Annotated in this window: 24 protein-coding genes, 1 tRNA gene and 1 rRNA gene; 9 read left to right on the forward strand and 17 right to left on the reverse strand. The window is 59.1% G+C overall.

Features of this window, described 5'->3' with window-relative positions:
• Positions 1 to 33 precede the first annotated feature (33 nt).
• The 3 genes from U367_RS0118740 to tyrS all read right to left on the reverse strand — a co-directional run bounded on the left by U367_RS0118740 (position 34) and on the right by tyrS (position 3,425).
• Positions 34 to 110: transfer RNA gene (locus U367_RS0118740), tRNA-Ile, on the reverse strand.
• Positions 111 to 192: 82 nt separating this feature from the next.
• A 16S ribosomal RNA gene (locus tag U367_RS0118745) occupies positions 193 to 1,729 on the reverse strand.
• A 496-nt stretch (positions 1,730 to 2,225) separates the two neighbouring features.
• Positions 2,226 to 3,425 carry a tyrosine--tRNA ligase gene (tyrS, locus tag U367_RS0118750; protein WP_016977905.1) on the reverse strand — a complete coding sequence of 400 codons (1,200 nt, stop codon included), beginning with the start codon at positions 3,423 to 3,425 and terminating at the stop codon, positions 2,226 to 2,228.
• Between the two features lie 208 nt (positions 3,426 to 3,633).
• On the opposite strand from tyrS, the gene U367_RS0118755 reads away from it, so the two are divergent.
• Positions 3,634 to 5,052: a peptidoglycan DD-metalloendopeptidase family protein gene (locus tag U367_RS0118755; RefSeq protein WP_028618138.1), complete on the forward strand. Its 1,419-nt coding sequence runs from the start codon at positions 3,634 to 3,636 to the stop codon at positions 5,050 to 5,052.
• A gap of 3 nt (positions 5,053 to 5,055) precedes the next feature.
• Positions 5,056 to 6,147 carry an anhydro-N-acetylmuramic acid kinase gene (locus U367_RS0118760; RefSeq protein ID WP_028618139.1) on the forward strand — a complete coding sequence of 364 codons (1,092 nt, stop codon included), beginning with the start codon at positions 5,056 to 5,058 and terminating at the stop codon, positions 6,145 to 6,147.
• Between the two features lie 67 nt (positions 6,148 to 6,214).
• On the opposite strand, the gene erpA is transcribed toward U367_RS0118760, so the two are convergent.
• Positions 6,215 to 6,565: an iron-sulfur cluster insertion protein ErpA gene (gene erpA, locus U367_RS0118765; protein WP_003176443.1), complete on the reverse strand. Its 351-nt coding sequence runs from the start codon at positions 6,563 to 6,565 to the stop codon at positions 6,215 to 6,217.
• Positions 6,566 to 6,729: 164 nt separating this feature from the next.
• The gene (gene argC, locus U367_RS0118770; protein WP_028618140.1) at positions 6,730 to 7,764 is read right to left on the reverse strand and encodes an N-acetyl-gamma-glutamyl-phosphate reductase; all 1,035 of its coding nucleotides are present in this window, start codon (positions 7,762 to 7,764) and stop codon (positions 6,730 to 6,732) included.
• Between the two features lie 135 nt (positions 7,765 to 7,899).
• Here argC and hemJ point away from each other — a divergent pair, with 135 nt between their 5' ends.
• The 6 genes from hemJ to coq7 all read left to right on the forward strand — a co-directional run bounded on the left by hemJ (position 7,900) and on the right by coq7 (position 12,342).
• The gene (gene hemJ / locus U367_RS0118775) at positions 7,900 to 8,328 is read left to right on the forward strand and encodes a protoporphyrinogen oxidase HemJ (RefSeq protein WP_028618141.1); all 429 of its coding nucleotides are present in this window, start codon (positions 7,900 to 7,902) and stop codon (positions 8,326 to 8,328) included.
• A 24-nt stretch (positions 8,329 to 8,352) separates the two neighbouring features.
• Positions 8,353 to 9,315, forward strand: a complete 963-nt coding sequence (locus tag U367_RS0118780; RefSeq protein WP_025857066.1) for an NAD(P)H-dependent flavin oxidoreductase — start codon at positions 8,353 to 8,355, stop codon at positions 9,313 to 9,315.
• Positions 9,316 to 9,384: 69 nt separating this feature from the next.
• On the forward strand, positions 9,385 to 10,341 hold the full coding sequence (locus U367_RS0118785) for a DUF805 domain-containing protein (protein ID WP_028618142.1): 957 nt from the start codon (positions 9,385 to 9,387) through the stop codon (positions 10,339 to 10,341).
• A gap of 63 nt (positions 10,342 to 10,404) precedes the next feature.
• A complete protein-coding gene (locus U367_RS0118790; protein WP_016977897.1) occupies positions 10,405 to 11,193 on the forward strand; it encodes an SDR family NAD(P)-dependent oxidoreductase in 789 nt (262 codons plus the stop codon).
• A gap of 46 nt (positions 11,194 to 11,239) precedes the next feature.
• Positions 11,240 to 11,578, forward strand: a complete 339-nt coding sequence (locus U367_RS0118795; RefSeq protein WP_010206940.1) for a histidine triad nucleotide-binding protein — start codon at positions 11,240 to 11,242, stop codon at positions 11,576 to 11,578.
• Between the two features lie 116 nt (positions 11,579 to 11,694).
• Positions 11,695 to 12,342 (forward strand): 2-polyprenyl-3-methyl-6-methoxy-1,4-benzoquinone monooxygenase, encoded by a 648-nt coding sequence (gene coq7 / locus U367_RS0118800; RefSeq protein WP_015886151.1) that lies wholly within the window; start codon positions 11,695 to 11,697, stop codon positions 12,340 to 12,342.
• Positions 12,343 to 12,406: 64 nt separating this feature from the next.
• On the opposite strand, the gene U367_RS0118805 is transcribed toward coq7, so the two are convergent.
• Entirely contained in the window at positions 12,407 to 12,829 is a 423-nt protein-coding gene (locus tag U367_RS0118805) for an OsmC family protein (RefSeq protein ID WP_005792019.1), read from the reverse strand.
• Positions 12,830 to 13,076: 247 nt separating this feature from the next.
• On the opposite strand from U367_RS0118805, the gene crp reads away from it, so the two are divergent.
• A complete protein-coding gene (crp, locus tag U367_RS0118810) occupies positions 13,077 to 13,721 on the forward strand; it encodes a cAMP-activated global transcriptional regulator CRP (protein WP_028618143.1) in 645 nt (214 codons plus the stop codon).
• Here the strand turns inward: crp and U367_RS0118815 are convergent.
• From U367_RS0118815 to U367_RS0118865, 11 genes are all read right to left on the reverse strand, one after another.
• Complete coding sequence (locus tag U367_RS0118815; RefSeq protein ID WP_028618144.1) at positions 13,718 to 14,413, reverse strand: lipoate--protein ligase family protein; 696 nt, start codon at positions 14,411 to 14,413, stop codon at positions 13,718 to 13,720. The genes crp and U367_RS0118815 overlap by 4 nt on opposite strands.
• A gap of 72 nt (positions 14,414 to 14,485) precedes the next feature.
• The gene (gene trpC / locus U367_RS0118820; protein ID WP_028618145.1) at positions 14,486 to 15,322 is read right to left on the reverse strand and encodes an indole-3-glycerol phosphate synthase TrpC; all 837 of its coding nucleotides are present in this window, start codon (positions 15,320 to 15,322) and stop codon (positions 14,486 to 14,488) included.
• Positions 15,319 to 16,368: an anthranilate phosphoribosyltransferase gene (gene trpD / locus U367_RS0118825; RefSeq protein ID WP_010206948.1), complete on the reverse strand. Its 1,050-nt coding sequence runs from the start codon at positions 16,366 to 16,368 to the stop codon at positions 15,319 to 15,321. Before trpD ends, trpC begins: the two co-directional genes overlap by 4 nt.
• 9 nt (positions 16,369 to 16,377) lie before the next feature.
• Entirely contained in the window at positions 16,378 to 16,971 is a 594-nt protein-coding gene (locus U367_RS0118830; protein WP_028618146.1) for an aminodeoxychorismate/anthranilate synthase component II, read from the reverse strand.
• 9 nt (positions 16,972 to 16,980) lie between these two features.
• Positions 16,981 to 18,462, reverse strand: coding sequence for an anthranilate synthase component I (trpE, locus tag U367_RS0118835; RefSeq protein WP_028618147.1), 1,482 nt, complete (start codon positions 18,460 to 18,462; stop codon positions 16,981 to 16,983).
• 70 nt (positions 18,463 to 18,532) lie between these two features.
• On the reverse strand, positions 18,533 to 19,351 hold the full coding sequence (locus tag U367_RS0118840) for a phosphoglycolate phosphatase (protein WP_028618148.1): 819 nt from the start codon (positions 19,349 to 19,351) through the stop codon (positions 18,533 to 18,535).
• Positions 19,348 to 20,022: a ribulose-phosphate 3-epimerase gene (rpe, locus tag U367_RS0118845; RefSeq protein WP_028618149.1), complete on the reverse strand. Its 675-nt coding sequence runs from the start codon at positions 20,020 to 20,022 to the stop codon at positions 19,348 to 19,350. Before rpe ends, U367_RS0118840 begins: the two co-directional genes overlap by 4 nt.
• An 84-nt stretch (positions 20,023 to 20,106) precedes the next feature.
• Positions 20,107 to 21,255: an iron-containing alcohol dehydrogenase gene (locus U367_RS0118850; protein ID WP_028618150.1), complete on the reverse strand. Its 1,149-nt coding sequence runs from the start codon at positions 21,253 to 21,255 to the stop codon at positions 20,107 to 20,109.
• 89 nt (positions 21,256 to 21,344) lie between these two features.
• Entirely contained in the window at positions 21,345 to 22,169 is an 825-nt protein-coding gene (locus U367_RS0118855) for an ABC transporter permease (RefSeq protein ID WP_028618151.1), read from the reverse strand.
• Between the two features lie 12 nt (positions 22,170 to 22,181).
• Positions 22,182 to 23,429, reverse strand: coding sequence for an ABC transporter permease (locus tag U367_RS0118860; protein WP_028618152.1), 1,248 nt, complete (start codon positions 23,427 to 23,429; stop codon positions 22,182 to 22,184).
• Between the two features lie 216 nt (positions 23,430 to 23,645).
• A complete protein-coding gene (locus tag U367_RS0118865) occupies positions 23,646 to 24,686 on the reverse strand; it encodes an ABC transporter substrate-binding protein (RefSeq protein ID WP_028618153.1) in 1,041 nt (346 codons plus the stop codon).
• Positions 24,687 to 24,702 lie beyond the last annotated feature (16 nt).

Below are 24,702 nucleotides of genomic sequence, written 5' to 3' on the forward strand. Positions count from 1 at the left end.
CCCATATTTCTACAGGCGTTTCCCACACAAAATTGGTGGGTCTGGGCAGATTCGAACTGCCGACCTCACCCTTATCAGGGGTGCGCTCTAACCAACTGAGCTACAGACCCAATTTCGGGCTGCTTCTTATCGTCTTCTTCAATGAATCAAGCAATTCGTGTGGGAACTTATGGAGCAGCTGATGTCGTCGATTAAGGAGGTGATCCAGCCGCAGGTTCCCCTACGGCTACCTTGTTACGACTTCACCCCAGTCATGAATCACACCGTGGTAACCGTCCTCCCGAAGGTTAGACTAGCTACTTCTGGTGCAACCCACTCCCATGGTGTGACGGGCGGTGTGTACAAGGCCCGGGAACGTATTCACCGCGACATTCTGATTCGCGATTACTAGCGATTCCGACTTCACGCAGTCGAGTTGCAGACTGCGATCCGGACTACGATCGGTTTTATGGGATTAGCTCCACCTCGCGGCTTGGCAACCCTCTGTACCGACCATTGTAGCACGTGTGTAGCCCAGGCCGTAAGGGCCATGATGACTTGACGTCATCCCCACCTTCCTCCGGTTTGTCACCGGCAGTCTCCTTAGAGTGCCCACCATTACGTGCTGGTAACTAAGGACAAGGGTTGCGCTCGTTACGGGACTTAACCCAACATCTCACGACACGAGCTGACGACAGCCATGCAGCACCTGTCTCAATGTTCCCGAAGGCACCAATCTATCTCTAGAAAGTTCATTGGATGTCAAGGCCTGGTAAGGTTCTTCGCGTTGCTTCGAATTAAACCACATGCTCCACCGCTTGTGCGGGCCCCCGTCAATTCATTTGAGTTTTAACCTTGCGGCCGTACTCCCCAGGCGGTCAACTTAATGCGTTAGCTGCGCCACTAAAAGCTCAAGGCTTCCAACGGCTAGTTGACATCGTTTACGGCGTGGACTACCAGGGTATCTAATCCTGTTTGCTCCCCACGCTTTCGCACCTCAGTGTCAGTATTAGTCCAGGTGGTCGCCTTCGCCACTGGTGTTCCTTCCTATATCTACGCATTTCACCGCTACACAGGAAATTCCACCACCCTCTACCATACTCTAGTCAGTCAGTTTTGAATGCAGTTCCCAGGTTGAGCCCGGGGATTTCACATCCAACTTAACAAACCACCTACGCGCGCTTTACGCCCAGTAATTCCGATTAACGCTTGCACCCTCTGTATTACCGCGGCTGCTGGCACAGAGTTAGCCGGTGCTTATTCTGTCGGTAACGTCAAAACACTAACGTATTAGGTTAATGCCCTTCCTCCCAACTTAAAGTGCTTTACAATCCGAAGACCTTCTTCACACACGCGGCATGGCTGGATCAGGCTTTCGCCCATTGTCCAATATTCCCCACTGCTGCCTCCCGTAGGAGTCTGGACCGTGTCTCAGTTCCAGTGTGACTGATCATCCTCTCAGACCAGTTACGGATCGTCGCCTTGGTGAGCCATTACCTCACCAACTAGCTAATCCGACCTAGGCTCATCTGATAGCGCAAGGCCCGAAGGTCCCCTGCTTTCTCCCGTAGGACGTATGCGGTATTAGCGTTCGTTTCCGAACGTTATCCCCCACTACCAGGCAGATTCCTAGGCATTACTCACCCGTCCGCCGCTCTCAAGAGAAGCAAGCTTCTCTCTACCGCTCGACTTGCATGTGTTAGGCCTGCCGCCAGCGTTCAATCTGAGCCATGATCAAACTCTTCAGTTCAAACATCTTTGGGTTTTTAAGAAACCCTAAACTTGGCTCAGCAATCGTTGGTTACATCTTTGATTTCTCGCGGAGTAACTTGTGATGCTGATAATCTTGTTGACTATCAGTCTGACTCCACAAGCACCCACACGAATTGCTTGATTCAGTTGTTAAAGAGCGGTTGGTTAAGACCTTTCATCTCAACCGAGGCGCGCATTCTACAGCAGCCTCATTTGCTGTCAAGTGATTATTTTCAGAAGCTTTCGAAGATTTCTTCAACAACTTCAACCACTTGCGCTTCCGATCTCTCGTCAGCGGGAGGCGAATTCTACAGCGTTACACGCTGCTGTCAACACCTCTTTTTCAACTTCCTTTTGGCTTCGATGAACTGAAGCAACCTGCTGCCGAAAACCACATAACTCATTGTTTACCAAGGAGTTTTCCGTTTCGACTGCGTCGGAAGTGGGGCGAATTATAGAGAGTTACAATTCGCCGTCAATACCTAATTTCAGTTTTATTCGGATTTGAGCGTAATACGCGCAAATGCCTTCTTTCCAGCCTGGCAAACGTGGGTAGCACCCAACTCGTATATAAAGGTGCGGTCCACAACCTCACCATCTATACGCACACCACCAGAACCCAGAAGGTCGCGCGCAACGGCCGAGTTCTTAACCAGACCCGCCTTATTAAGGACAGCCGCGATCGGCATCGCCTCGGCAGCAGACAGCTCAATCTCCGGCAGATCATCCGGCAGCTCGCCATCCTTCATGCGATTACCCGCGGCACGGTGAGCATTGGCAGCAGCCTCTTCACCATGGAAACGCGCAACAATCTCTTCAGCCAGCTTGATCTTCACGTCACGAGGATTGGCACCTGCCTCTACATCAGCACGCAGCGCATTGATCTCATCCATCGAGCGGAAGCTCAACAACTCGAAGTAACGCCACATCAGCGCATCCGGAATGGAGACCAGCTTGCCGTACATCACACCCGGCGCTTCCTGGATGCCGACATAGTTGCCCAAGGACTTGGACATCTTCTTGACGCCATCCAACCCTTCGAGCAACGGCATGGTCAGAATACATTGAGCTTCCTGCCCATACGCACGCTGCAGTTCACGCCCCATCAACAGGTTGAATTTCTGGTCGGTGCCACCCAACTCAACGTCCGCACGCAAGGCTACCGAGTCATAGCCCTGAACCAGCGGATAGAGGAACTCATGAATAGCGATCGGCTGATTGGTGGAGTAGCGCTTGTCGAAGTCATCGCGCTCAAGCATCCGCGCAACAGTGTACTGAGAGGTCAGACGAATGAAGTCCGCCGGCCCCATCTGATCCATCCAGGTGGAGTTGAATGCCACTTCGGTCTTGGCCGGATCGAGAATCTTGAACACCTGGGTCTTGTAGGTCTCGGCATTGTCGAGCACCTGCTCACGCGTCAGCGGCGGGCGCGTCGCGCTCTTACCACTCGGATCACCGATCATTCCGGTGAAGTCACCGATAAGGAAGATGACCTGATGCCCCAGCTCCTGGAACTGGCGCAGCTTATTAATAAGCACGGTATGACCCAGGTGCAGATCCGGCGCGGTCGGATCAAAGCCAGCCTTAATACGCAGGGGCTGGCCACGCTTGAGCTTTTCGATCAGCTCAGCTTCAACCAACAGTTCTTCCGCACCACGTTTTATCAGCGCTAGCTGCTCTTCAACCGACTTCATAACAGACCCGCAAGGCTCAGATTCAAAAGGGAACCAACCATACAAGATCAGGGACTAATTACAAGTTTTGCCCTGCGAACGGACACCGTTCAGCAAGCCCAGCGTTCGCGAGCTTGCGCCACAGATGATTTGGTTATATTTTATACAGTTATTTCATCTTCATCATGTCATTCATCTTTTCCATTTCATCTTCAAAGTCAAATTACCTATGACCACTGAACCGTCTAAAGCGCCGCCGCTTTACCCGAAGACCCACCTGCTCGCCGCAAGTGGTATCGCCGCACTTCTCAGCCTGGCACTCCTGGTATTCCCTTCCAGTGACGTAGAAGCCAAACGAACATCCCTGAGCCTTGACCTGGAAAGCCCCGTTGAACAACTGACACAAGATCAAGACGCTTCCGACGCGCAACAAGCCACAAATGCACCGACCGAATCGCCGTTCGCCCAGATAGAAAGCAGCCCCGAAGATACCCAGCAAGCCGCCCAAGAGCCGCCTGCACCGGTCGTCGACGCTGCCAAGAACCCACAACACCGCGAAGTGATCGTGGCCAAGGGCGACACATTGTCGACCCTGTTCGAGAAAGTCGGCCTCCCCGCTGCCACCGTCAATGAAGTACTGGCCAGCGACAAGCAAGCCAAGCAATTCACCCAGCTCAAACACGGCCAGAAACTTGAGTTCGAACTGACGCCTGACGGCCAACTGCACAACCTGCATAGCAATGTCAGCGACCTTGAAAGCATCACCCTGACCAAAGGCGCCAAGGGCTTTGCCTTCAACCGCATCACCACCAAACCAGTGATGCGCTCCGCCTACGTACACGGCGTCATCAACAGCTCGCTGTCACAATCCGCAGCCCGCGCCGGTCTGTCCCACAGCATGACCATGGACATGGCCAGCGTGTTTGGCTACGACATCGACTTCGCTCAGGACATCCGGCAAGGCGACGAATTCGACGTGATCTACGAGCAGAAAGTCGCCAACGGCAAGGTCATCGGCACTGGCAATATCCTCTCGGCGCGTTTTACCAACCGCGGCAAAACCTACACCGCCGTGCGTTACACCAACAAACAAGGCAACAGCAGCTACTACACCGCCGACGGCAATAGCATGCGCAAGGCCTTCATCCGCACCCCAGTGGACTTCGCTCGTATTAGCTCGCGTTTCTCCATGGGTCGCAAGCATCCAATTCTGAACAAAATCCGCGCCCATAAAGGTGTGGACTATGCGGCCCCGCGTGGCACGCCAATCAAGGCTGCCGGCGACGGCAAGGTACTGCTGGCCGGTCGTCGCGGCGGTTACGGCAATACCGTGATCATCCAGCACGGCAACACCTACCGTACGCTATATGGCCACATGCAAGGTTTCGCCAAGGGCGTGCAAACTGGCGGTACCGTGAAGCAAGGCCAGGTGATCGGCTATATCGGCACTACCGGCCTGTCCACTGGCCCGCACTTGCACTATGAGTTCCAGGTCAATGGCGTCCACGTCGACCCACTGGGCCAGAAACTGCCGATGGCCGACCCGATCGCCAAGGCCGAGCGCGCCCGCTTCATGCAACAAAGCCAGCCGTTGATGGCGCGCATGGATCAAGAGCGCTCCACCCTGCTGGCTTCGGCGAAGCGTTAAGGTATGCCGCTCTACATAGGCGTGATGTCCGGGACCAGCCTCGACGGCCTGGACATTGCCTTGATCGAGCAAGACCCGGCGATCAAGTTGATCGCCACGCACTACATCCCAATGCCAGATACCCTGCGCGCCGAGCTGCTCGCTCTATGCGCCAGTGGGCCGGATGAAATTGCCCGCTCAGCCATCGCCCAGCAAAACTGGGTGAACCTCGCCGCACAAGGCATTCACGCTCTACTCGACCAGCAAAACCTCAAGCCGCAGGACATTCGTGCGGTTGGTAGCCATGGCCAGACCATCCGTCATGAGCCCGCCCGAGGCTTTACCGTACAAATCGGTAATCCGGCCTTGCTCAGCGAGCTGACAAACATCACCGTGGTCAGCGATTTCCGCAGCCGCGATGTGGCCGCCGGTGGCCAGGGCGCCCCGCTGGTGCCCGCCTTCCACGAAGCGTTGTTTGGCGAGCGCACTGGTAACCGTGCCGTATTGAATGTCGGAGGTTTCAGCAACCTCAGCCTTATCGAGACCGCTAAGCCTGTAGCCGGCTTCGACTGCGGCCCGGGCAACGTCCTACTGGATGCGTGGATTCACCAACAACGCGGCGAACACTTTGATCGCGATGGTCAGTGGGCAGCCAGCGGCAAGGTCGAGCCTCAGTTGCTCAATGCCCTGCTCAGCGACCCCTTCTTCGTGACCAAAGGCCCCAAGAGCACTGGGCGCGAAGTGTTCAACCTGGAATGGCTGCGCCAACACCTTGCCCGCTTGCCTGCATTTGAGCCTCAGAATGTGCAGGCAACGCTGCTTGAGCTGACCGCCCTGACGATCGTTGAGTCCCTACAGTCGGCCCAATCCCAGACAGAAACATTGCTGGTATGTGGCGGCGGCGCTCACAACGCCACGCTGATGAACCGCCTGGCCACCCTGCTTCCGTCAACTCACGTCAGCAGCACCGCTACCTACGGGGTGGATCCCGACTGGGTCGAAGCCATGGCCTTCGCCTGGCTGGCCCACTGCTGCCTCGAAGGCATTGCCGCCAACCGCCCGAGCGTCACCGGCGCACGCGGGCTTCGGGTACTGGGCGCGATCTACCCCGCCTAAAATATCCGGACAGCAAAACGCCGCTTGGCCTATCACAGCCAAGCGGCGTTTTTGTATACGCTACAGATTAGATCGAGAACGAAGACCCGCAACCACAGGTCGTGGTGGCATTAGGGTTCTTGATCACGAAACGCGAACCCTCCAGCCCTTCCTGGTAATCCACCTCGGCACCTGCCAGGTATTGGAAGCTCATCGGATCCACGACCAGGCTCACGCCCTCGCGCTCAACGATGGTGTCATCATCGGCCACATCTTCATCGAAGGTAAAACCGTACTGAAACCCTGAACAACCGCCGCCCGTAACGAATACGCGCAGCTTCAAGCGATCATTACCCTCTTCATCGACCAGGCTCTTCACCTTGTGCGCAGCACCGTGGGTGAATTGCAAAGCCGTGGGGGTGAAGGATTCAACGCTCATGCTGATAATCTCCCGGCGTACCGCCGCCATATGCGTAATGGCGGCATTATCCGCTTCTCCTAGAAAAGCGGTCAACTATTGTTACGGTATATCAATCTGCGCTGCTGCCATTAAAAACACAAAAGGCCCGATCAACGGGCCTTTTGCTTAACAGCCAGGTAGCCTTAAGGCAGCATGCCCGCGTGGGACAAGCCGAGCTTCTCATCCAGGCCAAACAGGATGTTCATGTTCTGCACTGCTTGGCCAGACGCGCCCTTGACCAAGTTATCAATCACCGACAACACCACGACCAAGTCGCCATCCTGAGGACGGTGTACGGCAATCCGGCACACGTTGGCACCACGTACGCTGCGGGTTTCCGGGTGGCTGCCAGCTGGCATCACATCGACGAACGGTTCGTTGGCATAACGTTTTTCGAACAGCGCCTGCAGGTCTACCGAACGGTCAACCACAGTGGCATACAGTGTGGAGTGAATGCCGCGAATCATCGGCGTCAGATGAGGCACGAAGGTCAGGCCCACATCTTTACCCGCCGCACGACGCAAGCCTTGGCGGATTTCCGGCAAGTGACGGTGACCTTTCACCGCATAGGCCTTCATGCTTTCCGACGTCTCGGAGTACAGCGAACCAACCGCCGCCCCACGACCGGCACCACTGACACCTGACTTGCAGTCAGCAATCAAACGCGAAGCGTCCGCCAACCCGGCTTCCAGCAAAGGCAGGAAACCCAATTGAGTAGCAGTCGGGTAGCAACCCGGCACCGCGATCAGGCGCGCTTGCTTGATCTGCTCACGATTGACTTCCGGCAGGCCGTACACCGCCTCTTCCAACAGCTCCGGCGCACCGTGAGGCTGACCGTACCACCTGGCCCACTCGTCAGCGTCCTGCAGACGGAAATCCGCCGACAAATCGATCACCTTGGTACCCGCCGCCAGCAGTTCACCGGCCAATGCGTGGGCAACACCGTGCGGGGTAGCGAAGAACACCACGTCGCAGGCGCCCAGGGTCTTGATGTCCGGAACGCTGAACGCCAGGCCGTCGTAGTGGCCTCGCAGGTTCGGGTACATATCGGCCACGGCCAGCCCGGCCTCGGATCGGGAAGTGATGACCACCACCTCAGCTTGCGGATGCTGTGCCAACAGACGCAGCAATTCGACACCGGTGTAACCCGTGCCGCCGACGATACCGACCTTGACCATAAACCTGCCCTCAACGAACCCACTGGAAAGCCGTCGATAATAGGGGCCGTATCGTCCTGCGACAACCGTCAACGTGACGTACGGGCGCATGAGCCACTACTATCTCGGCTACCGTGAACCTGGGAATAACTAAAAATGCTTTATCTATGGGTCAAAGCCTTTCATATCGTCAGCATTGTCTGCTGGTTTGCCGGGCTGTTTTACCTGCCCCGCCTGTTCGTTTACCACGCGCAGAGCGACGACACTGTCAGTAAAGAACGTTTCAGCGTCATGGAGCGCAAGCTGTACCGCGGCATCATGGGGCCGGCAATGGTTGCCGCGCTGATCTTCGGCGGTTGGCTGATCTACCTGAACCCGAGCATCTTTCACTCGGGCGGTTGGATTCACGCCAAGCTGACGCTGGTCGTACTGCTTATTGGCTACCACCACATGTGCGGCGCACAGGTAAAACGTTTTGCGCGTGGCGAAAACACCCGCAGCCATGTCTTTTATCGCTGGTTCAATGAAGTGCCCGTTCTGATATTGCTGGCTATCGTAATTTTGGTCGTGGTCAAACCGTTCTAACTTCAATTACTCGGGGTACCTCCAATGTCATTGCCCGCTCTGCTTGAACAACGCCTGCGCCTGCCCGTCGTGGCGGCGCCGATGTTCCTGATTTCCAACCCGCAACTGGTCCTGGCGTGCTGCCGCAATGGGGTGGTCGGGAGTTTCCCGGCGCTCAACCAACGTGAAAGCAGTGGGTTCAAGGCCTGGCTGGAGGAAATCGAAGCGGGCCTGGCCCAGTTGGACAATCCCGCGCCTTACGCCGTCAACCTGATCGTGCACAACAGCAACCCAAGGCTCGAGGCGGATCTGGCGATCTGCGTCGAGCACAAAGTGCCGATCGTCATCACCAGCCTGGGCGCCGTGAAGGAGTTGGTAGACGCCGTACACAGCTACGGTGGTCTGGTATTCCATGACGTCACCACCCGACGTCATGCCGAGAAGGCTGCCGAAGCCGGCGTAGATGGCCTGATTGCCGTAGCGGCCGGTGCTGGCGGCCATGCCGGCACTTGGAGCCCTTTCTCGCTGATTGCCGAGATTCGCCAGTTCTTCGACAAGACCCTGCTGCTGGCCGGCTGCCTCAACCACGGGCACGAGATTCTCGCCGCCCAGTTGCTCGGTGCAGACCTGGCCTACTTCGGCACACGTTTTATCGGCACCACCGAAAGTCACGCCCCGGATGCTTATAAAGAGATGCTGCTCACATCGCGCGCGGCCGACATCGTGCACACTCCCGCTGTCTCCGGCGTGCCCGCCAGCTTTATGCGCCAGAGCCTGGAAAACGCCGGTTTCGACCTCGCCGCCTTGCAAGGCAAAGGCGAAGTCAACTTCGGTTCCAAGCTCAAGCCGTTGAGCGACGAGGCCAAGGCATGGAAGACTGTATGGTCCGCCGGCCAAGGTGTCGGTGAGATTGATGATTTGCCCAGCGTCGATGAACTGGTTGCCCGTCTGGATGCCGAATACCGCAAGGCCCGTGAACAGGCAGCTCAATTGCGCTGGCCGCGCTGACCCACCGCATGGCCTGCTGCTTGAGCCGGCCTGCACTACCTCCCTGAATCAAGTGACAAGGAAGCCCGCATGAGCGACAACCGTTTCAAGATTGTGTTTGATGGAGCCCTGCTCCCGGGTGTCGAAAGCACCACGGCCAAGCTGAACCTGGCCGAGCTGTTCAAGAGTGACGTCGAAGCCATCGAGAAGCTCTTCACCGGTCGCCCTGTCGCACTCAAACGTGACCTGTCGCGCCCGGATGCGGAAACCTACCTCACCGCACTGAAAAACGCCGGTGTCGATGCGCGCATTGAGCCCGAACAGCCTGTGGCCTTCAGCCTGGCTGAAACTCACGAGACAGACTCTGGCAGTTTCTCGCGCCCTGCGGCCTCACCGTATGCACCACCGCGCTCCGCCGTGGGTGATGACCTGCCGGAGTACGCCACCCTCAAGGTGTTCACTATCCACGGACGCATCGGTCGTCTGCGTTATCTCGCCTGGACCCTGGTGTTGACCCTGGCACTATTGGTTGCCGGCGGCATCATCAGCACCGTCAGCTTTGCCGTTGCCACCGCTTCGCCGACTGCTGGCACCATCCTCGGCGTATTGCTGGGCCTCGCATTGTTTGTTGCGCTGGTCTGGGTCAGTGTACAAATCGGTGTGCAGCGCCTGCACGACCTGGGTTGGTCGGGCTGGTTGTACTTCCTCAACCTGGTTCCGCTGGTGAACAGCGTCTTCCCGATCCTGCTGCTGGTATTGCCAGGTAATGCAGGCGCCAACCAGTACGGCGCGCCACCACCACGCAACTCCACGGCGGTAAAAGTCCTGGCCACCCTGTGGCTGGCGTTTATCCCGGTCATGCTTGCCATCGTGGTGACCCTGGGCATGAACGGTTACCTGAACCAGCTCGAAGCCAACATGGACAGCAGCTACGAAAGCAGCTCCATCACCTCCGATGAAGATGCCGACCAAGCCGCGACCGTCGAAGAAGACGAAGCACAGAGTGCTGACGAAGCGGGCGAACCTGTAGACTCTCCAGAACAGTGAAGAAACGCCCCCGGCCTGTGATGCCTTTGTCACAGGCGCGGCGGCGTTGCGATGGAGAAAGGCATGACCCGTTACGCTCTGATCACCGGCGCCTCCAGCGGCATTGGCCTGGCCATGGCCGAAGCCTTGGCCCGTCGCGGCCGCAGCTTGATTCTGGTGGCCCGCCAGCGTGATCAGTTGGAAAGCATTGCAATCGAATTGACCCAACGGTTTGGTGTCGAGGTGCTGTTCCGAGCCTGCGACCTGGGCGAGCCGTTGCGCTTGTCCGGGTTCCTGCTGGAGCTTGAAGAAGGCGAGCGGCAGATCGACCTGCTGGTGAACTGCGCCGGCATCGGCACCAGCGGGCCATTCCTGGCCCAGGACTGGATGACCGAACAAGACCTCATGGAGGTCAACATCCTCGCCCTGACCCGTATGTGCCACGCGCTCGGTAACACCATGGCGCTGCACGGCGGCGGGCAGATTCTCAATGTGGCGTCCATCGCGGCGTTCCAGCCCGGCCCGTGGATGAGCACTTATTACGCCAGCAAGGCCTATGTACTGCATTTCTCCGAAGGCCTGCGCGAAGAACTGAAAACCTGCGGCATCAAGGTTTCGGTGCTCTGCCCCGGCCCGACACGCACCGCGTTCTTCGGCACCGCGCAGATGGACACCGCCAAGCTCGACCGCAGCCAACAGCTGATGAGCCCCGAGGAAGTGGCGCTCTATACCGTGCGGGCCCTGGAAAAGAACAAAGCCATCATCATCCCCGGCCGTCGCAACCGCTGGATTGCCTTCAGCCCGCGTTTCAGCCCACGCTGGCTGACCCGCAAGATTGCCGGCGCCATCAACAAGGCCTATTGCCCACGTTGATTGGCTGAGTACACTCACCTTGCACATTCATAATGGAGAAACAGCTGTGGATACTCTGTTCACCAAGATCATCAACAGAGAAATACCCGCGGATATCATCTACGAAGATGATCAAGTCCTGGCGTTCAAGGACATCCATCCGGCGGCACCTGTGCATTTCCTGGTCATTCCCAAGAAACACATCCCCACGCTCAATGACCTGACTGAAGAAGATAAAGCCCTGGCCGGTCATATCCTGTTCACCGCCCAGCGCCTGGCTGTAGAACAAGGGTGTGAAGAAGGTTTCCGGGTGGTGATGAACTGCAACCCGAAAGGCGGGCAGACCGTTTATCACATCCATATGCATGTGCTGGGTCAGCGCCAGATGAACTGGCCGCCGGGCTGATCAGTCTTTCAGCAAAGGTCGCAGCCCAGGCTGCGACCCCATGCCCTTGATGCAGCGCAAACGCTTCCCCCTCTCTTGCGGTAAACTGGCCGCCGAGATTCTTCCCGGAGGTCAGCATGACTACCCAACGTCACTACTCGCCGATTGACCGTCTGTTGCTGCAAGCCGATATGGCCATGCGCACGCTGCTGCCGTTCAGCGGCCAGCCGTATCGCCCTTCGCCCGCGATCGTGCAGCCCGACGCGCAGATGAGCGAGACCGAGACCCGCCACGTTGCCGGCCTGATGCGTATCAATCATACCGGCGAAGTCTGCGCCCAGGCGCTGTACCAGGGCCAGGCCCTGACCGCCAAGCTGCCGCAGGTCCGTGCCGCCATGGAACATGCCGCCGAGGAAGAAATCGACCACCTGGCCTGGTGCGAGCAACGCATTCGCCAATTGGGCAGTCACCCGAGTGTGCTGAACCCTTTGTTTTACGGCTTGTCGTTCGGGATTGGCGCCGCTGCCGGCCTGATCAGCGACAAAGTCAGCCTGGGTTTTGTCGCCGCGACTGAGCACCAAGTGTGCAAACACCTGGATGAGCATCTGGAACAACTGCCAGCCGAGGACGAAAAGTCCCGGGCGATTCTTGAGCAGATGCGTATCGATGAAGAACACCACGCGGAAAGCGCGCTGGATGCGGGCGGTTTCCGGTTTCCGGCGCCGGTGCGGTTCGGCATGAGTCTCTTGGCCAAAGTCATGACCAAAAGCACCTATAGAATTTGAATGTATCAAACCGAAAAAAGGGCGCTATCACAGCGCCCTTTCTTTTTGCCCGCCGATTGAGTGATCAACCCAACTCGATGATTTCGTAATCATGGGTGATGGCCACACCAGCCGCGCCGAGCATGATCGATGCCGAACAATACTTCTCGGCCGAAAGCTCGATAGCACGCTTGACCTGGGCTTCTTTCAGCGCCCGGCCCTTCACCACGAAATGCATATGGATTTTGGTGAATACCTTGGGGTCTTCGGTCGCGCGCTCGGCTTCCAGAAAGGCTTCGCAGCTTTCCACGGCCTGGCGGGATTTCTTCAGGATGCTGACCACGTCGAAATTGCTGCAACCGCCTACGCCCAGCAGGAGCATTTCCATCGGGCGTACGCCCAGGTTACGGCCACCGGCTTCCGGCGGGCCATCCATGACCACCACATGGCCACTGCCCGACTCACCGAGGAACATGGCTTCGCCCGCCCATTGGATGCGTGCCTTCATCGCCCAGACTCCACTGCTAAAAAAGGGTCGCCAGCTTAGCACAGGGCCCGCCTGCGTCAGCGTTTGCAACAAAAGCGATCAATAGCAGGCTTTGCGCGGAAAATTGGCTAATCGAGTCAGAATGTGTCTGTTAAGCTGACGCCAAATCGATGGCGTAATGCCACCCTTTATACAGCGCGTATCAGTGCCGATACCCGATGAATACAACAACTCAAACTATTTAGCGCAGTCTTTTCGGGATACAACCATGGTTGCCCTTACTCCCATACCCAAAATCAAGAATCTCGACAAACTGTTGATGCATTGCCAGCGCCGCCGCTACCCGGCCAAGCACAACATCATCTGCGCCGGCGAACGCTCCGAAACGCTGTTCTTCATTATCAAAGGCTCGGTCACCATCCTGATCGAGGATGAAGACGGCCGCGAAATGATCATCGCCTACCTGAACACCGGGGATTTTTTTGGGGAGTTGGGGCTGTTCGAACAAGCCGGCAAGGAACAGGAACGCAGCGCCTGGGTGCGCGCCAAGGTCGAATGCGACGTGGCCGAGATCAGCTACGCCAAGTTCCGCGAACTGGCCCAATACGATCCCGACATTCTTTACGCACTGAGCGGCCAGATTGCCCAGCGTCTGCGCGACACCACGCGCAAGGTCGGCGACCTGGCCTTCTTTGACGTCACCGGCCGAGTCGCGCGCTGCCTGCTGGACCTGTGCAAGCAACCCGACGCCATGACGCACCCCGACGGCATGCAGATCAAGGTCACGCGCCAGGAAATCGGGCGGATTGTCGGCTGTTCACGGGAGATGGTCGGTCGGGTACTCAAGGACCTGGAAGAACGCAACCTGGTACACGTCAAAGGCAAGACGATGGTGGTGTTCGGTACCCGCTAGACCGGCAGGAAGCTGGCCAGCATTTGACGGTACAGGGCGTCCAGCCGGCTGAGCGCATTCGGTGCCGGGAAGACTTCGTGCAGGGCAATATGGCTGTCGGCACGCACCCGCTGGTCGAGGCCGCAAGCTTCATTGAAGCGATTGACCGCCGAGATCAGTTCTTCGCGATCGTTCTCCAGCAACAGCGCACCGTGCACCAAGCCCACCGGGCGGCCATCACTTTGCCGCCAGCGCTGGGCCGTGCCGACCATTTTGCGACCATTGAGGTTAACGTTGTAGCGACCGTCGCAAAACGCACCGTCGATTTCACCAACGGACGCATCGCCTCCCAACTCGATCAGCAAGTCGCAGATCGGTTGGCATAAACGCAAATAACCGATTTCGATACGGTTCTGATCGCCTTCACTGCGCGGCGGAGCATAGACCAGGGCGATGTTGACCGTCGCATTCGACTGCGGCACCGGTTCTCCACCGGTTTCACGCAACAATACCGGCCAACCGGCATCCGCGGAAACCCGGCTGGCGGTCTCAAATGCCGGCAAGCGGCTCAAACGACGTGGCATGACCAAGGCTTGGTCGCTGGGTTGCCAGAACAGCAAGCCGAACTCTTGTTCGCCAGCGCAAACAGCCGCCAACAAGGCTTGCTCGGCGGCAAGACCGGCTTCAACAGTCATCGCTTGCGGCTTAACCATCAACACCTACCTCTCTGAATGAACACCGCTCCCACATTTAGACTGCATTCCAAATGATGGCCGCGTTTCAAATCAATCCAGTGTCGAACCGCTGACCGCCACACCACGCTCCGGGAAGAACAGGCGCTGCAACTCAGCTCCCGGGTTCTCGGCACGCATGAAGGTCTCGCCCACCAGGAACGAATACACGCCACTGATCTCCATCAGCTCCACATCGGCACGGTTGACGATGCCACTCTCGGTAATCACCAAACGGTCGCGCGGAATGCGCGGCAGCAGGTCGAGGGTGTTCTCCAGGCTGACTTCAAAGGTGTGCAGGTTACGGTTGTTGACCCCCACCAGCGGTGTGTCGAGGGTTTTCAGGGCGCGCTCCAGTTCGTCACCGTCGTGCACTTCCACCAGCACATCCAGCCCAACGCTTTTGGCCACGGCCGCCAGCTCGGCCATCTTCACGTCATCCAGGGCGGAGACGATCAACAGCACACAGTCGGCGCCCAGGGCACGAGCTTCGACAATCTGATACGGGTCGACCATGAAATCCTTGCGGATCACCGGCAACTTGCACGCGGCGCGGGCGTGCTGCAGGAACAGGTCGGAACCCTGGAAGTAGTCGATATCGGTCAGTACGGACAGGCAGGTCGCCCCGCCCTTCTCGTAGCTCTTGGCGATCTCTTCAGGAATGAAGATCTCACGAATCACGCCCTTGCTCGGCGAAGCTTTCTTGATTTCAGCAATGACGGCGGGCTGCTTGAGCTTGGCCTGGGCGATCAGCGCATTGGCAAAGCCACGCGGCGCATCGGCGATCTTCGCCTGGGCTTCCAGCTCGGCCAGGCTCACGCGGGCACGGCGCTCAGCCACTTCTTCAGCCTTGCGGGCCAGGATCTTTTCCAGAACGGTCGGCACACTCATCCTTCATTCTCCATCTTGAATACCGCGGTGAATGCTCCCAGCTCTTCGAGCTTCTCGCGAGCCAGACCGGTGTGCAGCGCATCGTGGGCCAAGGCAACACCTTCTTTAAGACTGTAGGCGTGGTCCGCCGCATACAGCGCAGCACCCGCATTCAACACTATCATCTCGGCAGCTTTTTGACCGTTCTCGGTCTTGCGACGCCCCAGGGCATCGCGAATCAACTCCAGGGAGGCCGCCGGGCTTTCCACCGCCAGGCCGTGCAGGCTCTGGCTCTTCATGCCCAGGTCTTCCGGCTCGACCCAATACTCGGTGACCTGGTCATTTTTCAGCTCTGCCACGAAAGTCGGTGCCGCCAGGCTGAATTCGTCCAGGCCGTCCTTGGAATGCACCACCAACACATGCTTGCTGCCCAGGCGTTGCAGTACTTCGGCCAATGGCCGGCACAGCGCCTGGCTGAACACACCCACCACCTGGTGTTTCACACCGGCCGGATTCGTAAGCGGGCCGAGCATGTTGAACAAGGTGCGCAGGCCGAGGTCCTTGCGCGGGCCAGCGGCGTGCTTCATCGCACCATGATGGGATTGGGCAAACATGAAGCCGATGCCGACGCTGTCGATGCAACGCGCCACTTGTACCGGCGTCAGGTTCAGGTAGATCCCGGCCGCCTCCAGCAGGTCGGCGCTGCCGCTCTTGCCGGACACTGCGCGGTTACCGTGCTTGGCCACGGTGCAACCCGCCGCCGCGACCACAAACGAAGAAGCCGTCGACACGTTGAAGATGTTCGCACCATCACCGCCAGTACCGACCACATCGACCACGCCGTCGAGGGTCTTGAGCTCGACCTTGTCCGCCAACTCGCGCATCACCGATACGGCGCCGACAATCTCGTCGATGCTTTCGCTCTTCATGCGCATAGCCATCATGAACGCGCCAATCTGCGCGTCGGTGCATTGACCGGTCATGATTTCGCGCATCACATCGCTCATTTCAGCGGTGCTCAGGTCCAGGTGGCCGACGATACGGCTCAGGGCAGTCTTGATATCCATGGAAAGTCCTTAGCGCGTGCCGCCGCTCTGCTTGAGAAAGTTGGCGAACAGCTCGTAGCCCTGCTCGGTCAGGATCGATTCAGGGTGGAATTGCACCCCTTCGACATTCAGTGTCTTGTGGCGCAGGCCCATGATTTCATCGACCGAGCCGTCTTCAAGTTGGGTCCAGGCGGTCAGCTCCAGGCATTCCGGCAGGGTTTCGCGCTTGACCACCAACGAGTGGTAGCGGGTCACCGTCACCGGCAAGTTGAGGCCATGAAACACGCCTGCATCTTTATGGAACACCGGGCTGGTCTTGCCGTGCATCACCTGTCGCGCGCGCACCACGTCACCGCCAAAGGCCTGGCCGATGGACTGATGGCCCAGGCACACGCCCAGAATCGGCAATTTGCCGGCGAAATACTGGATCGCCTCCAGGGAGATGCCCGCCTCGGTCGGCGTGCACGGGCCTGGCGAAACCACGATGCGCTCCGGGTTCAGGGCAACGATCTCGGCCACGGTCATTTCGTCGTTGCGCACCACCTTGACTTCGGCACCCAGCTCGCCCAGATATTGCACAACGTTGTAGGTAAAGGAATCGTAGTTATCAATCATCAGCAACATGGGGAAACCTCAGGAATTGGGGGTCTGTTCAGCCAGCGCAACGGCGCGGAACATCGCGCGGCGCTTGTTCAAGGTTTCTTCCCATTCGAGGGCCGGCACCGAGTCGGCGACGATCCCGCCACCGGCCTGCACGTGCAGCTCCCCGTCCTTGATCACGGCCGTGCGGATCGCAATGGCCGTGTCCATGTTGCCGTTCCAGGCGAAATAACCCACGGCGCCGCCATACACACCGCGCTTGACCGGCTCCAGTTCGTCGATGATTTCCATCGCGCGGATCTTCGGCGCACCCGACAAGGTGCCCGCCGGCAGAATCGCGCGCAGCGCGTCCATCGCCGTCAGGCCGGCTTTCAGCTCGCCGGTGACGTTGGACACAATGTGCATCACATTCGAATAACGCTCGATGACCATCTTCTCGGTGAGCTTCACCGAACCGATTTCCGAGACACGCCCGGTGTCGTTGCGGCCCAGGTCGATGAGCATCAGGTGCTCGGCGATTTCCTTGTCGTCGCTCAACAGGTCTTCTTCGAGCGCCAGGTCGGCCTCTTCGGTCGCACCGCGTGGGCGGGTGCCTGCAATCGGGCGCACGGTGATCAGGTTGTCTTCGACACGCACCAGCACTTCCGGCGAACTGCCCACCACGTGGAAGTCGCCAAAGTTGAAGAAGTACATGTACGGCGTGGGGTTGAAGCAACGCAGCGCGCGGTACAGATCGATCGGCGCGGCCTTGAAATCGATGGACATACGCTGCGACGGCACCACCTGCATGCAGTCACCCGCGAGGATGTATTCCTTGATGGTATCGACGGCGCGCTCGTAGTCATCCTGGGTAAAGCTTGAACGAAAGATCGGATCGGCCGCCGGCGGACGGCTGAGGTCCAGGCCGCGACGCGGGGTGATCGGCTGGCGCAGTTTTTCCAACAGGGCTTCGAGGCTGGCGCGGCCTTGCTCGAACGCGTCCTCCTGGGATGGATCGGCGAGTACGATCGCGTGCATCTTGCCGGCAAGGTTATCGAACACCACCACGGCATCGGAAACCATCAGCAGAATGTCCGGCACGCCCAGCGGATCCGGGTTCGGGCATTTGCCCAAGCGTTTTTCCACATAACGCACGCAGTCATAACCGAAGTAACCCACCAGGCCGCCATTGAAACGCGGCAGGCCAGCAATGGTCGGCACGTTGTAGCGCGCCTTGAACGCTTCGACGAACGCCAGCGGATCTTCTACGTCGTGACTTTCGATCTCGACGCCATCATGGGTAATGCTCACATGATGGTCGTGTACCCGCAGCACCGTACGGCACGGCAGGCCGATGATCGAGTAACGCCCCCACTTCTCCCCGCCCTGTACGGACTCGAGCAGGTAGGAGTTAGGCTCGTCGGCCAGTTTCAGATAGATCGACAGCGGCGTGTCGAAGTCGGCCAGGGTTTCGCAGGCCAGGGGGATGCGGTTATAGCCGGCAGCGGCCAAACGCAGGAATTCTTCGCGGGTCATGATATGCCTCGTGGCTTGAGGGTCTAACAGTCAGGTATGCAAACGCGCCGCAGAGTGCGGCCAGGATCAGTCAGGCGCGCCAACGCCAGCGGGCCAGGGCCTTGATGACTTTCATCCAGAGTTTGCGAGTGACCACCACGATGGAATTTCCAGAAGGGGACGGATCGGTATCGGGCAACGTTATCTCAGCGCCAGCTCCCAAGCAACCGGGGATTAACAGGCGCAGGTCATCAATCACCAGTGAAGGCGACTCTTCGGCGATCGGCCGACCATGGTTATAGCCGTAGCTGAGGGCCACGCACTGCACGCCCGCGGCCTTTGCCGCCAGCACATCACTGCGTGAATCGCCGACAAACAACGACTGCGAGGCCGGGATATTGGCCATTTTCATCACGAAAAACAGCGCCGCCGGGTCGGGTTTTTTCTGCGGCAAGGTATCGCCACCGATGATCCAGCGGAAATACCGGCCGATTTTCATCTGGTCCAACAATGGCGCGACGAAGCGCTCCGGCTTGTTGGTGATCAGGGCCATTTCCACGCCCTGCTTGCTCAGCCACTTGAGGGTGTCGCGCACGCCGGGGTAGACCACGGTCAGTTCATGGCCGTCTTCATAGGCGGCGTTGAACAATTCCAGGGCGTGCTCGGCCTCGACTTCATCGACACCTTCAGCATCGATGTTGTTGGCCAAGGCCCGGCGCACCAGCATCTGCACGCCGTTGCCGACCCATTCGCGCACCGACTCGATCCCGGCCGGCTTGCGCCCCAGCTTGAGCAGCATTTCGTCCACCGCCGCCGCCAGGTCGGGCACCGAGTCGATCAAGGTGCCGTCCAGATCGAACATCACAAGCCGTGGCAATTTGCCGGGGAACAGCTGCTCAAAGCCGCTCATGGACGCGCCAGCGCCAGCTCGGCACGCATCTTGTCGATGACTTCCTGGTAGTCCGGCGCGTTGAAGATCGCCGAGCCGGCCACAAAGGTGTCGGCGCCAGCGGCGGCGATTTCACGGATATTGTTGACGTTGACCCCGCCGTCGATTTCCAGGCGGATGTCACGGCCCGAAGCATCGATCAGCGCACGGGCTTCACGCAGCTTGTTCAGCGTACCCGGGATGAACTTCTGGCCGCCGAAGCCCGGGTTGACGCTCATCAGCAGGATCATGTCGACCTTGTCCATCACGTACTCAAGCACGCTCAACGGAGTGGCCGGGTTGAACACCAGGCCCGCCTTGCAACCACCTTCGTGGATCAGTTGCAGGGTGCGATCGACGTGCAGCGAGGCTTCCGGGTGGAAGGTGATGTAGGTGGCGCCGGCGTCGACGAAGTCGCCGATGATGCGATCCACCGGACTGACCATCAGGTGTGCATCGATCGGCGCAGTGATGCCGTACTTGCGCAGCGCGGCGCAGACCATCGGGCCGATGGTCAGGTTGGGTACGTAGTGGTTGTCCATGACGTCGAAGTGCACGAAGTCGGCACCGGCGGCCAATACCTTGTCCACTTCCTCACCCAGGCGGGCAAAGTCGGCGGAGAGAATCGATGGAGCAATGACGAAGGGCTGCATGACGCACCTTTTTTGAGCTAAATCACGATGGCGCGCATTGTATACCTCATGCTTTGCCGCGCGCACCGTGACCTAACTCAACGGTTAGTAAGCGGCCCGGTAGATTTTCTCGATATCGGCCGCGCTGAGCTTACGCGGATTGTTGCGCATCAAGCGCTCAATACCCGCCGCTTCTACAGCCATGGCTGGGATCGCGTCCTCGGGTACCCCAAAACTGCGCAACCCCGCCGGGATCTCTACTGCGGCACACAGTCGCGTCATCGCCTCAACGGCCTGGTCGGCGGCATCGTTGACGCTCAAGCAGGTGATATTCACGCCCATCGCCTGCGCAATCTCCTGCATGCGCTCCACGCAGGCCAGCTTGTTCCAGTGCATCACATAGGGCAGCAGCAGCGCATTGCTCACGCCATGGGCGATATTGAACCGCCCGCCCAATGGATAAGCCAACGCGTGCACCGCGCCGACGCCCGCATTCCCGAACGCCATGCCGGCCATCAGGCTGGCGGTGGCCATGTCGTCGCGGGCCTGCAGGTTGGCCGGGTTGGCGTAGGCCTTGGGCAATGCACTGGCGATCAGCTTGATGGCGCCGATGGCCAAGGCGTCGGTGATCGGCGAGGCGTTCAGCGACAAGTAGGACTCGATGGCGTGCACCAGCGCATCGACACCACTGGCGGCGGTAACACTGCGCGGGCAGGTCAGGGTCATCTGCGGGCTGATCAGCGCCACATCCGGCAGCAGGTAATCGCTGACGATGCCTTTTTTCAGCTGCGCGACCTTGTCGGAGAGGATCGCCACATTGGTCACCTCCGAACCGGTGCCGGCGGTGGTGGGGATAGCGATCAGCGGCGGGCCCTTGCGTGGCACCTGGTCGACGCCGAACAAGTCGGCCAGCGCGCCGTGGTAGCCGGCATACGCCGCAACACTTTTGGCGATATCGATGGCACTGCCCCCGCCCACGCCGATCAGGCCGTCGTGCCCGCCCTCGCGGTAAACGCGCATGCAGTCTTCGACAATGGCGATTTCCGGGTCGGGTAACACCCGGTCGAAAATCTCGTAGGTGCGCTCGCCCAGATGTTCGAGTGCCAGCGCCACGGTGCCGGACTTGACCAGCGCGGCGTCGGTGACAATCAGCGGGTTGTCCACATCCAGGCGGGTCAGTTCAAAGGCCAGTTGTTCGATGGCGCCAGCGCCGGTCAGCAGTTTGTGGGCGATCTTGAATGAGGAAGTACTCATGTGCGCGGCCTCTTATTCGGAAATGGGCTGGCACAAGAGTAGCTCGGGAATTGGCGTTGTCAGCCATTCATGGTTTGAATGGTCGCGTGTCAGACCTGGGCGGTGCGCAGCTTTTCGCTACGGCCACGCAGCCATTCCAGGGTCAGCAACAGCAGCACCGAGAACGCAATCAGCAGGGTTGCCGCCGCCGCAATCGTCGGGCTGAGGTTTTCGCGGATGCCGCTGAACATCTGGCGTGGCAGGGTCGCTTGCTCGGGGCCGGCGAGAAACAGCGTTACTACCACTTCATCAAACGAAGTGGAGAAAGCAAACAGCGCCCCGGAAATCACCCCCGGCGCGATCAACGGCAAGGTCACCCGGCGGAATGCAGTCAATGGCGAGGCGCCGAGACTGGCCGCCGCCCGCACCAGGTTATGGTTGAACCCCTGCAACGTCGCCGAGACGGTGATGATCACAAACGGCACACCCAGCACCGCATGCACAACGATCAGCGAGAAGAAACTGTTGCCCAGGCCCAACGGCGCAAAGAACAGGTAGCTGGCCACGCCGATGATCACCACCGGCACCACCATGGGTGAAATCACCAGCGCCATGACCAACGCCTTGCCGGGGAAGTTGCCGCGGGTCAGGCCGATCGCCGCCAAGGTGCCGAATACCATCGCCAGCACCGTGGCAGCAGGGGCAACGATGATGCTGTTCTTCAGCGCCCGCATCCACTCGGCGGAGGCGAAGAAGTCCTGATACCAATGCAGCGAAAAGCCTTGCAGCGGGTACACCAGGAAACTGCCGCTGTTGAACGACAGCGGGATGATCACCAGCACCGGCAGAATCAAAAACAACAGGATCAAGCCGCAGAGGATCCGCAAGCTGTAGAACCACACCCGCTCAACGGGCGACATATAAGGGCTCAGCATCACAAGGTCTCCTCAGCTCAGGCGCAAGCGGCTGGCGCCTACCAGGCGGTTATAGATCAGGTACAGCAACACGGTGGCCAGCAGCAACAGGCCGCCCAGTGCCGTGGCCATGCCCCAGTTGATGCTGGTGTTGGTGTAGAACGCCACGAAGTAGCTGACCATCTGGTCGTTCGGACTGCCCAGCAGCGCCGGGGTGATGTAGTAACCAATCGCCAGGATGAACACCAGCAGGCAACCGGCGCCGACACCGGCGTAGGTCTGCGGGAAGTACACGCGCCAGAAGCTGGTGAATGGGTGGCAGCCCAGGGAAATCGCCGCGCGCATGTAGGTGGGCGAAATGCCCTTCATCACGCTGTAGATCGGCAGGATCATGAACGGCAGCAAGATGTGCACCATGGAGATGTAGACGCCGGTCCGATTGAACACCAGCTCCAGCGGCTTATCGATCAGGCCCATGCCCAACAGTGCACTGTTGATCAGGCCACCGGACTGCAGCAACACGATCCACGCGGCGACTCGCACCAGGATCGAGGTCCAGAACGGCAGCAACACCAGGATCATCAGCAGGTTGCTTTTGCGTGCCGGCAGATTGGCCAGTAGGTAGGCCAGCGGATAGGCCAACAGCAGGCAGACCGCAGTGATCACCAGGCCCATCCAGAAGGTCCGGGCGAAAATATCCAGATAGATCGCCTGGTCCGGCGTGGCCGGCGCCACTTCACCGAGGTCATCGATGCGGTGATCGACCGCCGCCAGCAGGTAGAACGGCGTCAGGCTGCTGGTATTGCGCCGGATCGCCTGCCAGTACGCCGGGTCCCCCCAACGTTCATCGAGGCTTTCCAGCGCTTCTTTATAGGAGGCAGGCGCTTCGCTGAAGGGCAGCGCCCGCGCAGTTTTGGTCAGCAGGCTGCGGTAGCCGGCCAGTTCCATGTTCAAGCGTTTGGACAGATCGCCCAAGGTCTGATTTTGACGGGCCTCGCCCAAGTCCTCACTGAGGGCCTTGTACACCGGCTCGCCCGGCAAACCCCGGCCATCCCATGCCGTCACCGCCACCACCGTACGCGGCAAACCGCCCACCACTTCGGGGTTGCCGACGCTTTTGAACAGCAGCGCAACAATCGGCACCAGGAACACCAGCAGCAAGAACAGCACCAGCGGCGCGATCAAGGCTTGGGCCTTCCAGCGATTGAGCCGCTCGGCACGCGCCAGGCGCTGCTTGAGGGTGGGGCTGTTGACCTCGTTCGAGGGAACGGCGATGGCCATGGCTGACTCCGAAAATCTAAAAATGACGACAAACCTGTGTCTGGGCTCTGACTCTGTGGTGAGCGGGCTTGCCCCGCGCTGGGCTGCGAAGCAGCCCCTTTTGACCAGCACCGCGTTCTGTCAGACAAAACACAGCGCCTGGTTTGGGACTGCTTCGCAGCCCAGCGCGGGGCAAGCCCGCTCACCACAAAAGCCCATCAAACACAGCAGGTGGTGTTATTTGGCCGCCCACGAGTTGAAGCGCTGCTCCAACTGCTCACCGTTATCCGCCCAGAAGCTCACGTCGATCTGCACCTGGTTGGCGATGTTTTCCGGGGTAGTCGGCATGTCTTTGAGGATGTCCTTGGCCAGCAACGGCACGGCTTGGGTGTTGGCCGGACCGTAGGCGATGTTTTCCGAGTAGGTCTTCTGCTGCTGTGGTTGCACCGAGAAGGCGATGAATTTCTTCGCCGCTTCAGCACGGTCTTTCGCCAGGCCTTTAGGAATCGCCCACGCGTCGAAGTCGTAGATCCCGCCGTTCCACACCACTTTCAGGTTGCTTTCTTTCTGCACGGCGGCGATGCGGCCGTTGTAGGCCGAACTCATCACCACGTCGCCCGAAGCCAGGTATTGCGGCGGCTGTGCACCCGCTTCCCACCACTGGATCGATGGCTTGAGCTCGTCGAGTTTCTTGAACGCGCGGTCCTGGCCATCTTTGCCGGCCAGCACTTTGTAAACGTCCTTCGGCGCGACGCCGTCGGCCATCAGTGCGAATTCCAGGGTGTACTTGGCGCCTTTACGCAGGCCGCGCTTGCCCGGGAATTTCTTGGTGTCCCAGAAATCCGCCCAACTGGTCGGCGCGCTGGCCAACTTGTCGGCGTTGTAGGCGAGCACGGTGGACCATACGAAGAAGCCCACGCCGCATGGCTGGATCGCGCCCTTCACGTAGTCGGCGCTGTTGCCGAACAGTTTCGGGTCCAGTGGCTCGAACATGTCTTCATCGCAGCCACGGGACAGCTCCGGCGATTCCACTTCTACCAGGTCCCAGGACACGCTCTTGGTGTCGACCATGGCTTTGACCTTGGCCATTTCACCGTTGTACTCACCGGCGACGATCTTGCCGTTGCCCGCGCTTTCCCACGGTGCGTAGAAGGCTTTGACCTGGGCCGCCTTGTTCGCGCCGCCAAAGGACACGACCGTCAGGTCCGGGCCTGCCATGGCCTGTGTCGCGCCCATCAAGCCCAAAGCCAGGGCGGAATACTTCAGGGATCTCAACATTGTTGTTCTCTCCACG

This window comes from Pseudomonas canadensis, from assembly GCF_000503215.1.
In the GTDB taxonomy this organism is placed as follows: Bacteria; Pseudomonadota; Gammaproteobacteria; order Pseudomonadales; family Pseudomonadaceae; genus Aquipseudomonas; species Aquipseudomonas canadensis.

Coding starts and splice junctions, on each gene's coding strand:
- U367_RS0118805 (WP_005792019.1), bottom strand. CDS start 12,829: ATGAAGGCACGCATCCAATGGGCGGGCGAAGCCATGTTCCTCGGTGAG.
- trpE (WP_028618147.1), bottom strand. CDS start 18,462: ATGACCCGCGAAGAATTCCTGCGTTTGGCCGCTGCCGGCTATAACCGC.
- U367_RS0118860 (WP_028618152.1), bottom strand. CDS start 23,429: ATGGCCATCGCCGTTCCCTCGAACGAGGTCAACAGCCCCACCCTCAAG.
- U367_RS0118815 (WP_028618144.1), bottom strand. CDS start 14,413: ATGGTTAAGCCGCAAGCGATGACTGTTGAAGCCGGTCTTGCCGCCGAG.
- rpe (WP_028618149.1), bottom strand. CDS start 20,022: ATGCAGCCCTTCGTCATTGCTCCATCGATTCTCTCCGCCGACTTTGCC.
- hemJ (WP_028618141.1), top strand. CDS start 7,900: ATGCTTTATCTATGGGTCAAAGCCTTTCATATCGTCAGCATTGTCTGC.
- U367_RS0118780 (WP_025857066.1), top strand. CDS start 8,353: ATGTCATTGCCCGCTCTGCTTGAACAACGCCTGCGCCTGCCCGTCGTG.
- U367_RS0118850 (WP_028618150.1), bottom strand. CDS start 21,255: ATGAGTACTTCCTCATTCAAGATCGCCCACAAACTGCTGACCGGCGCT.
- U367_RS0118840 (WP_028618148.1), bottom strand. CDS start 19,351: ATGAGCGGCTTTGAGCAGCTGTTCCCCGGCAAATTGCCACGGCTTGTG.
- U367_RS0118855 (WP_028618151.1), bottom strand. CDS start 22,169: ATGCTGAGCCCTTATATGTCGCCCGTTGAGCGGGTGTGGTTCTACAGC.
- U367_RS0118785 (WP_028618142.1), top strand. CDS start 9,385: ATGAGCGACAACCGTTTCAAGATTGTGTTTGATGGAGCCCTGCTCCCG.
- crp (WP_028618143.1), top strand. CDS start 13,077: ATGGTTGCCCTTACTCCCATACCCAAAATCAAGAATCTCGACAAACTG.
- coq7 (WP_015886151.1), top strand. CDS start 11,695: ATGACTACCCAACGTCACTACTCGCCGATTGACCGTCTGTTGCTGCAA.
- U367_RS0118755 (WP_028618138.1), top strand. CDS start 3,634: ATGACCACTGAACCGTCTAAAGCGCCGCCGCTTTACCCGAAGACCCAC.
- U367_RS0118790 (WP_016977897.1), top strand. CDS start 10,405: ATGACCCGTTACGCTCTGATCACCGGCGCCTCCAGCGGCATTGGCCTG.
- tyrS (WP_016977905.1), bottom strand. CDS start 3,425: ATGAAGTCGGTTGAAGAGCAGCTAGCGCTGATAAAACGTGGTGCGGAA.
- U367_RS0118830 (WP_028618146.1), bottom strand. CDS start 16,971: ATGTTGCTGATGATTGATAACTACGATTCCTTTACCTACAACGTTGTG.
- U367_RS0118760 (WP_028618139.1), top strand. CDS start 5,056: ATGCCGCTCTACATAGGCGTGATGTCCGGGACCAGCCTCGACGGCCTG.
- U367_RS0118865 (WP_028618153.1), bottom strand. CDS start 24,686: ATGTTGAGATCCCTGAAGTATTCCGCCCTGGCTTTGGGCTTGATGGGC.
- trpC (WP_028618145.1), bottom strand. CDS start 15,322: ATGAGTGTGCCGACCGTTCTGGAAAAGATCCTGGCCCGCAAGGCTGAA.
- argC (WP_028618140.1), bottom strand. CDS start 7,764: ATGGTCAAGGTCGGTATCGTCGGCGGCACGGGTTACACCGGTGTCGAA.
- erpA (WP_003176443.1), bottom strand. CDS start 6,565: ATGAGCGTTGAATCCTTCACCCCCACGGCTTTGCAATTCACCCACGGT.
- trpD (WP_010206948.1), bottom strand. CDS start 16,368: ATGGATATCAAGACTGCCCTGAGCCGTATCGTCGGCCACCTGGACCTG.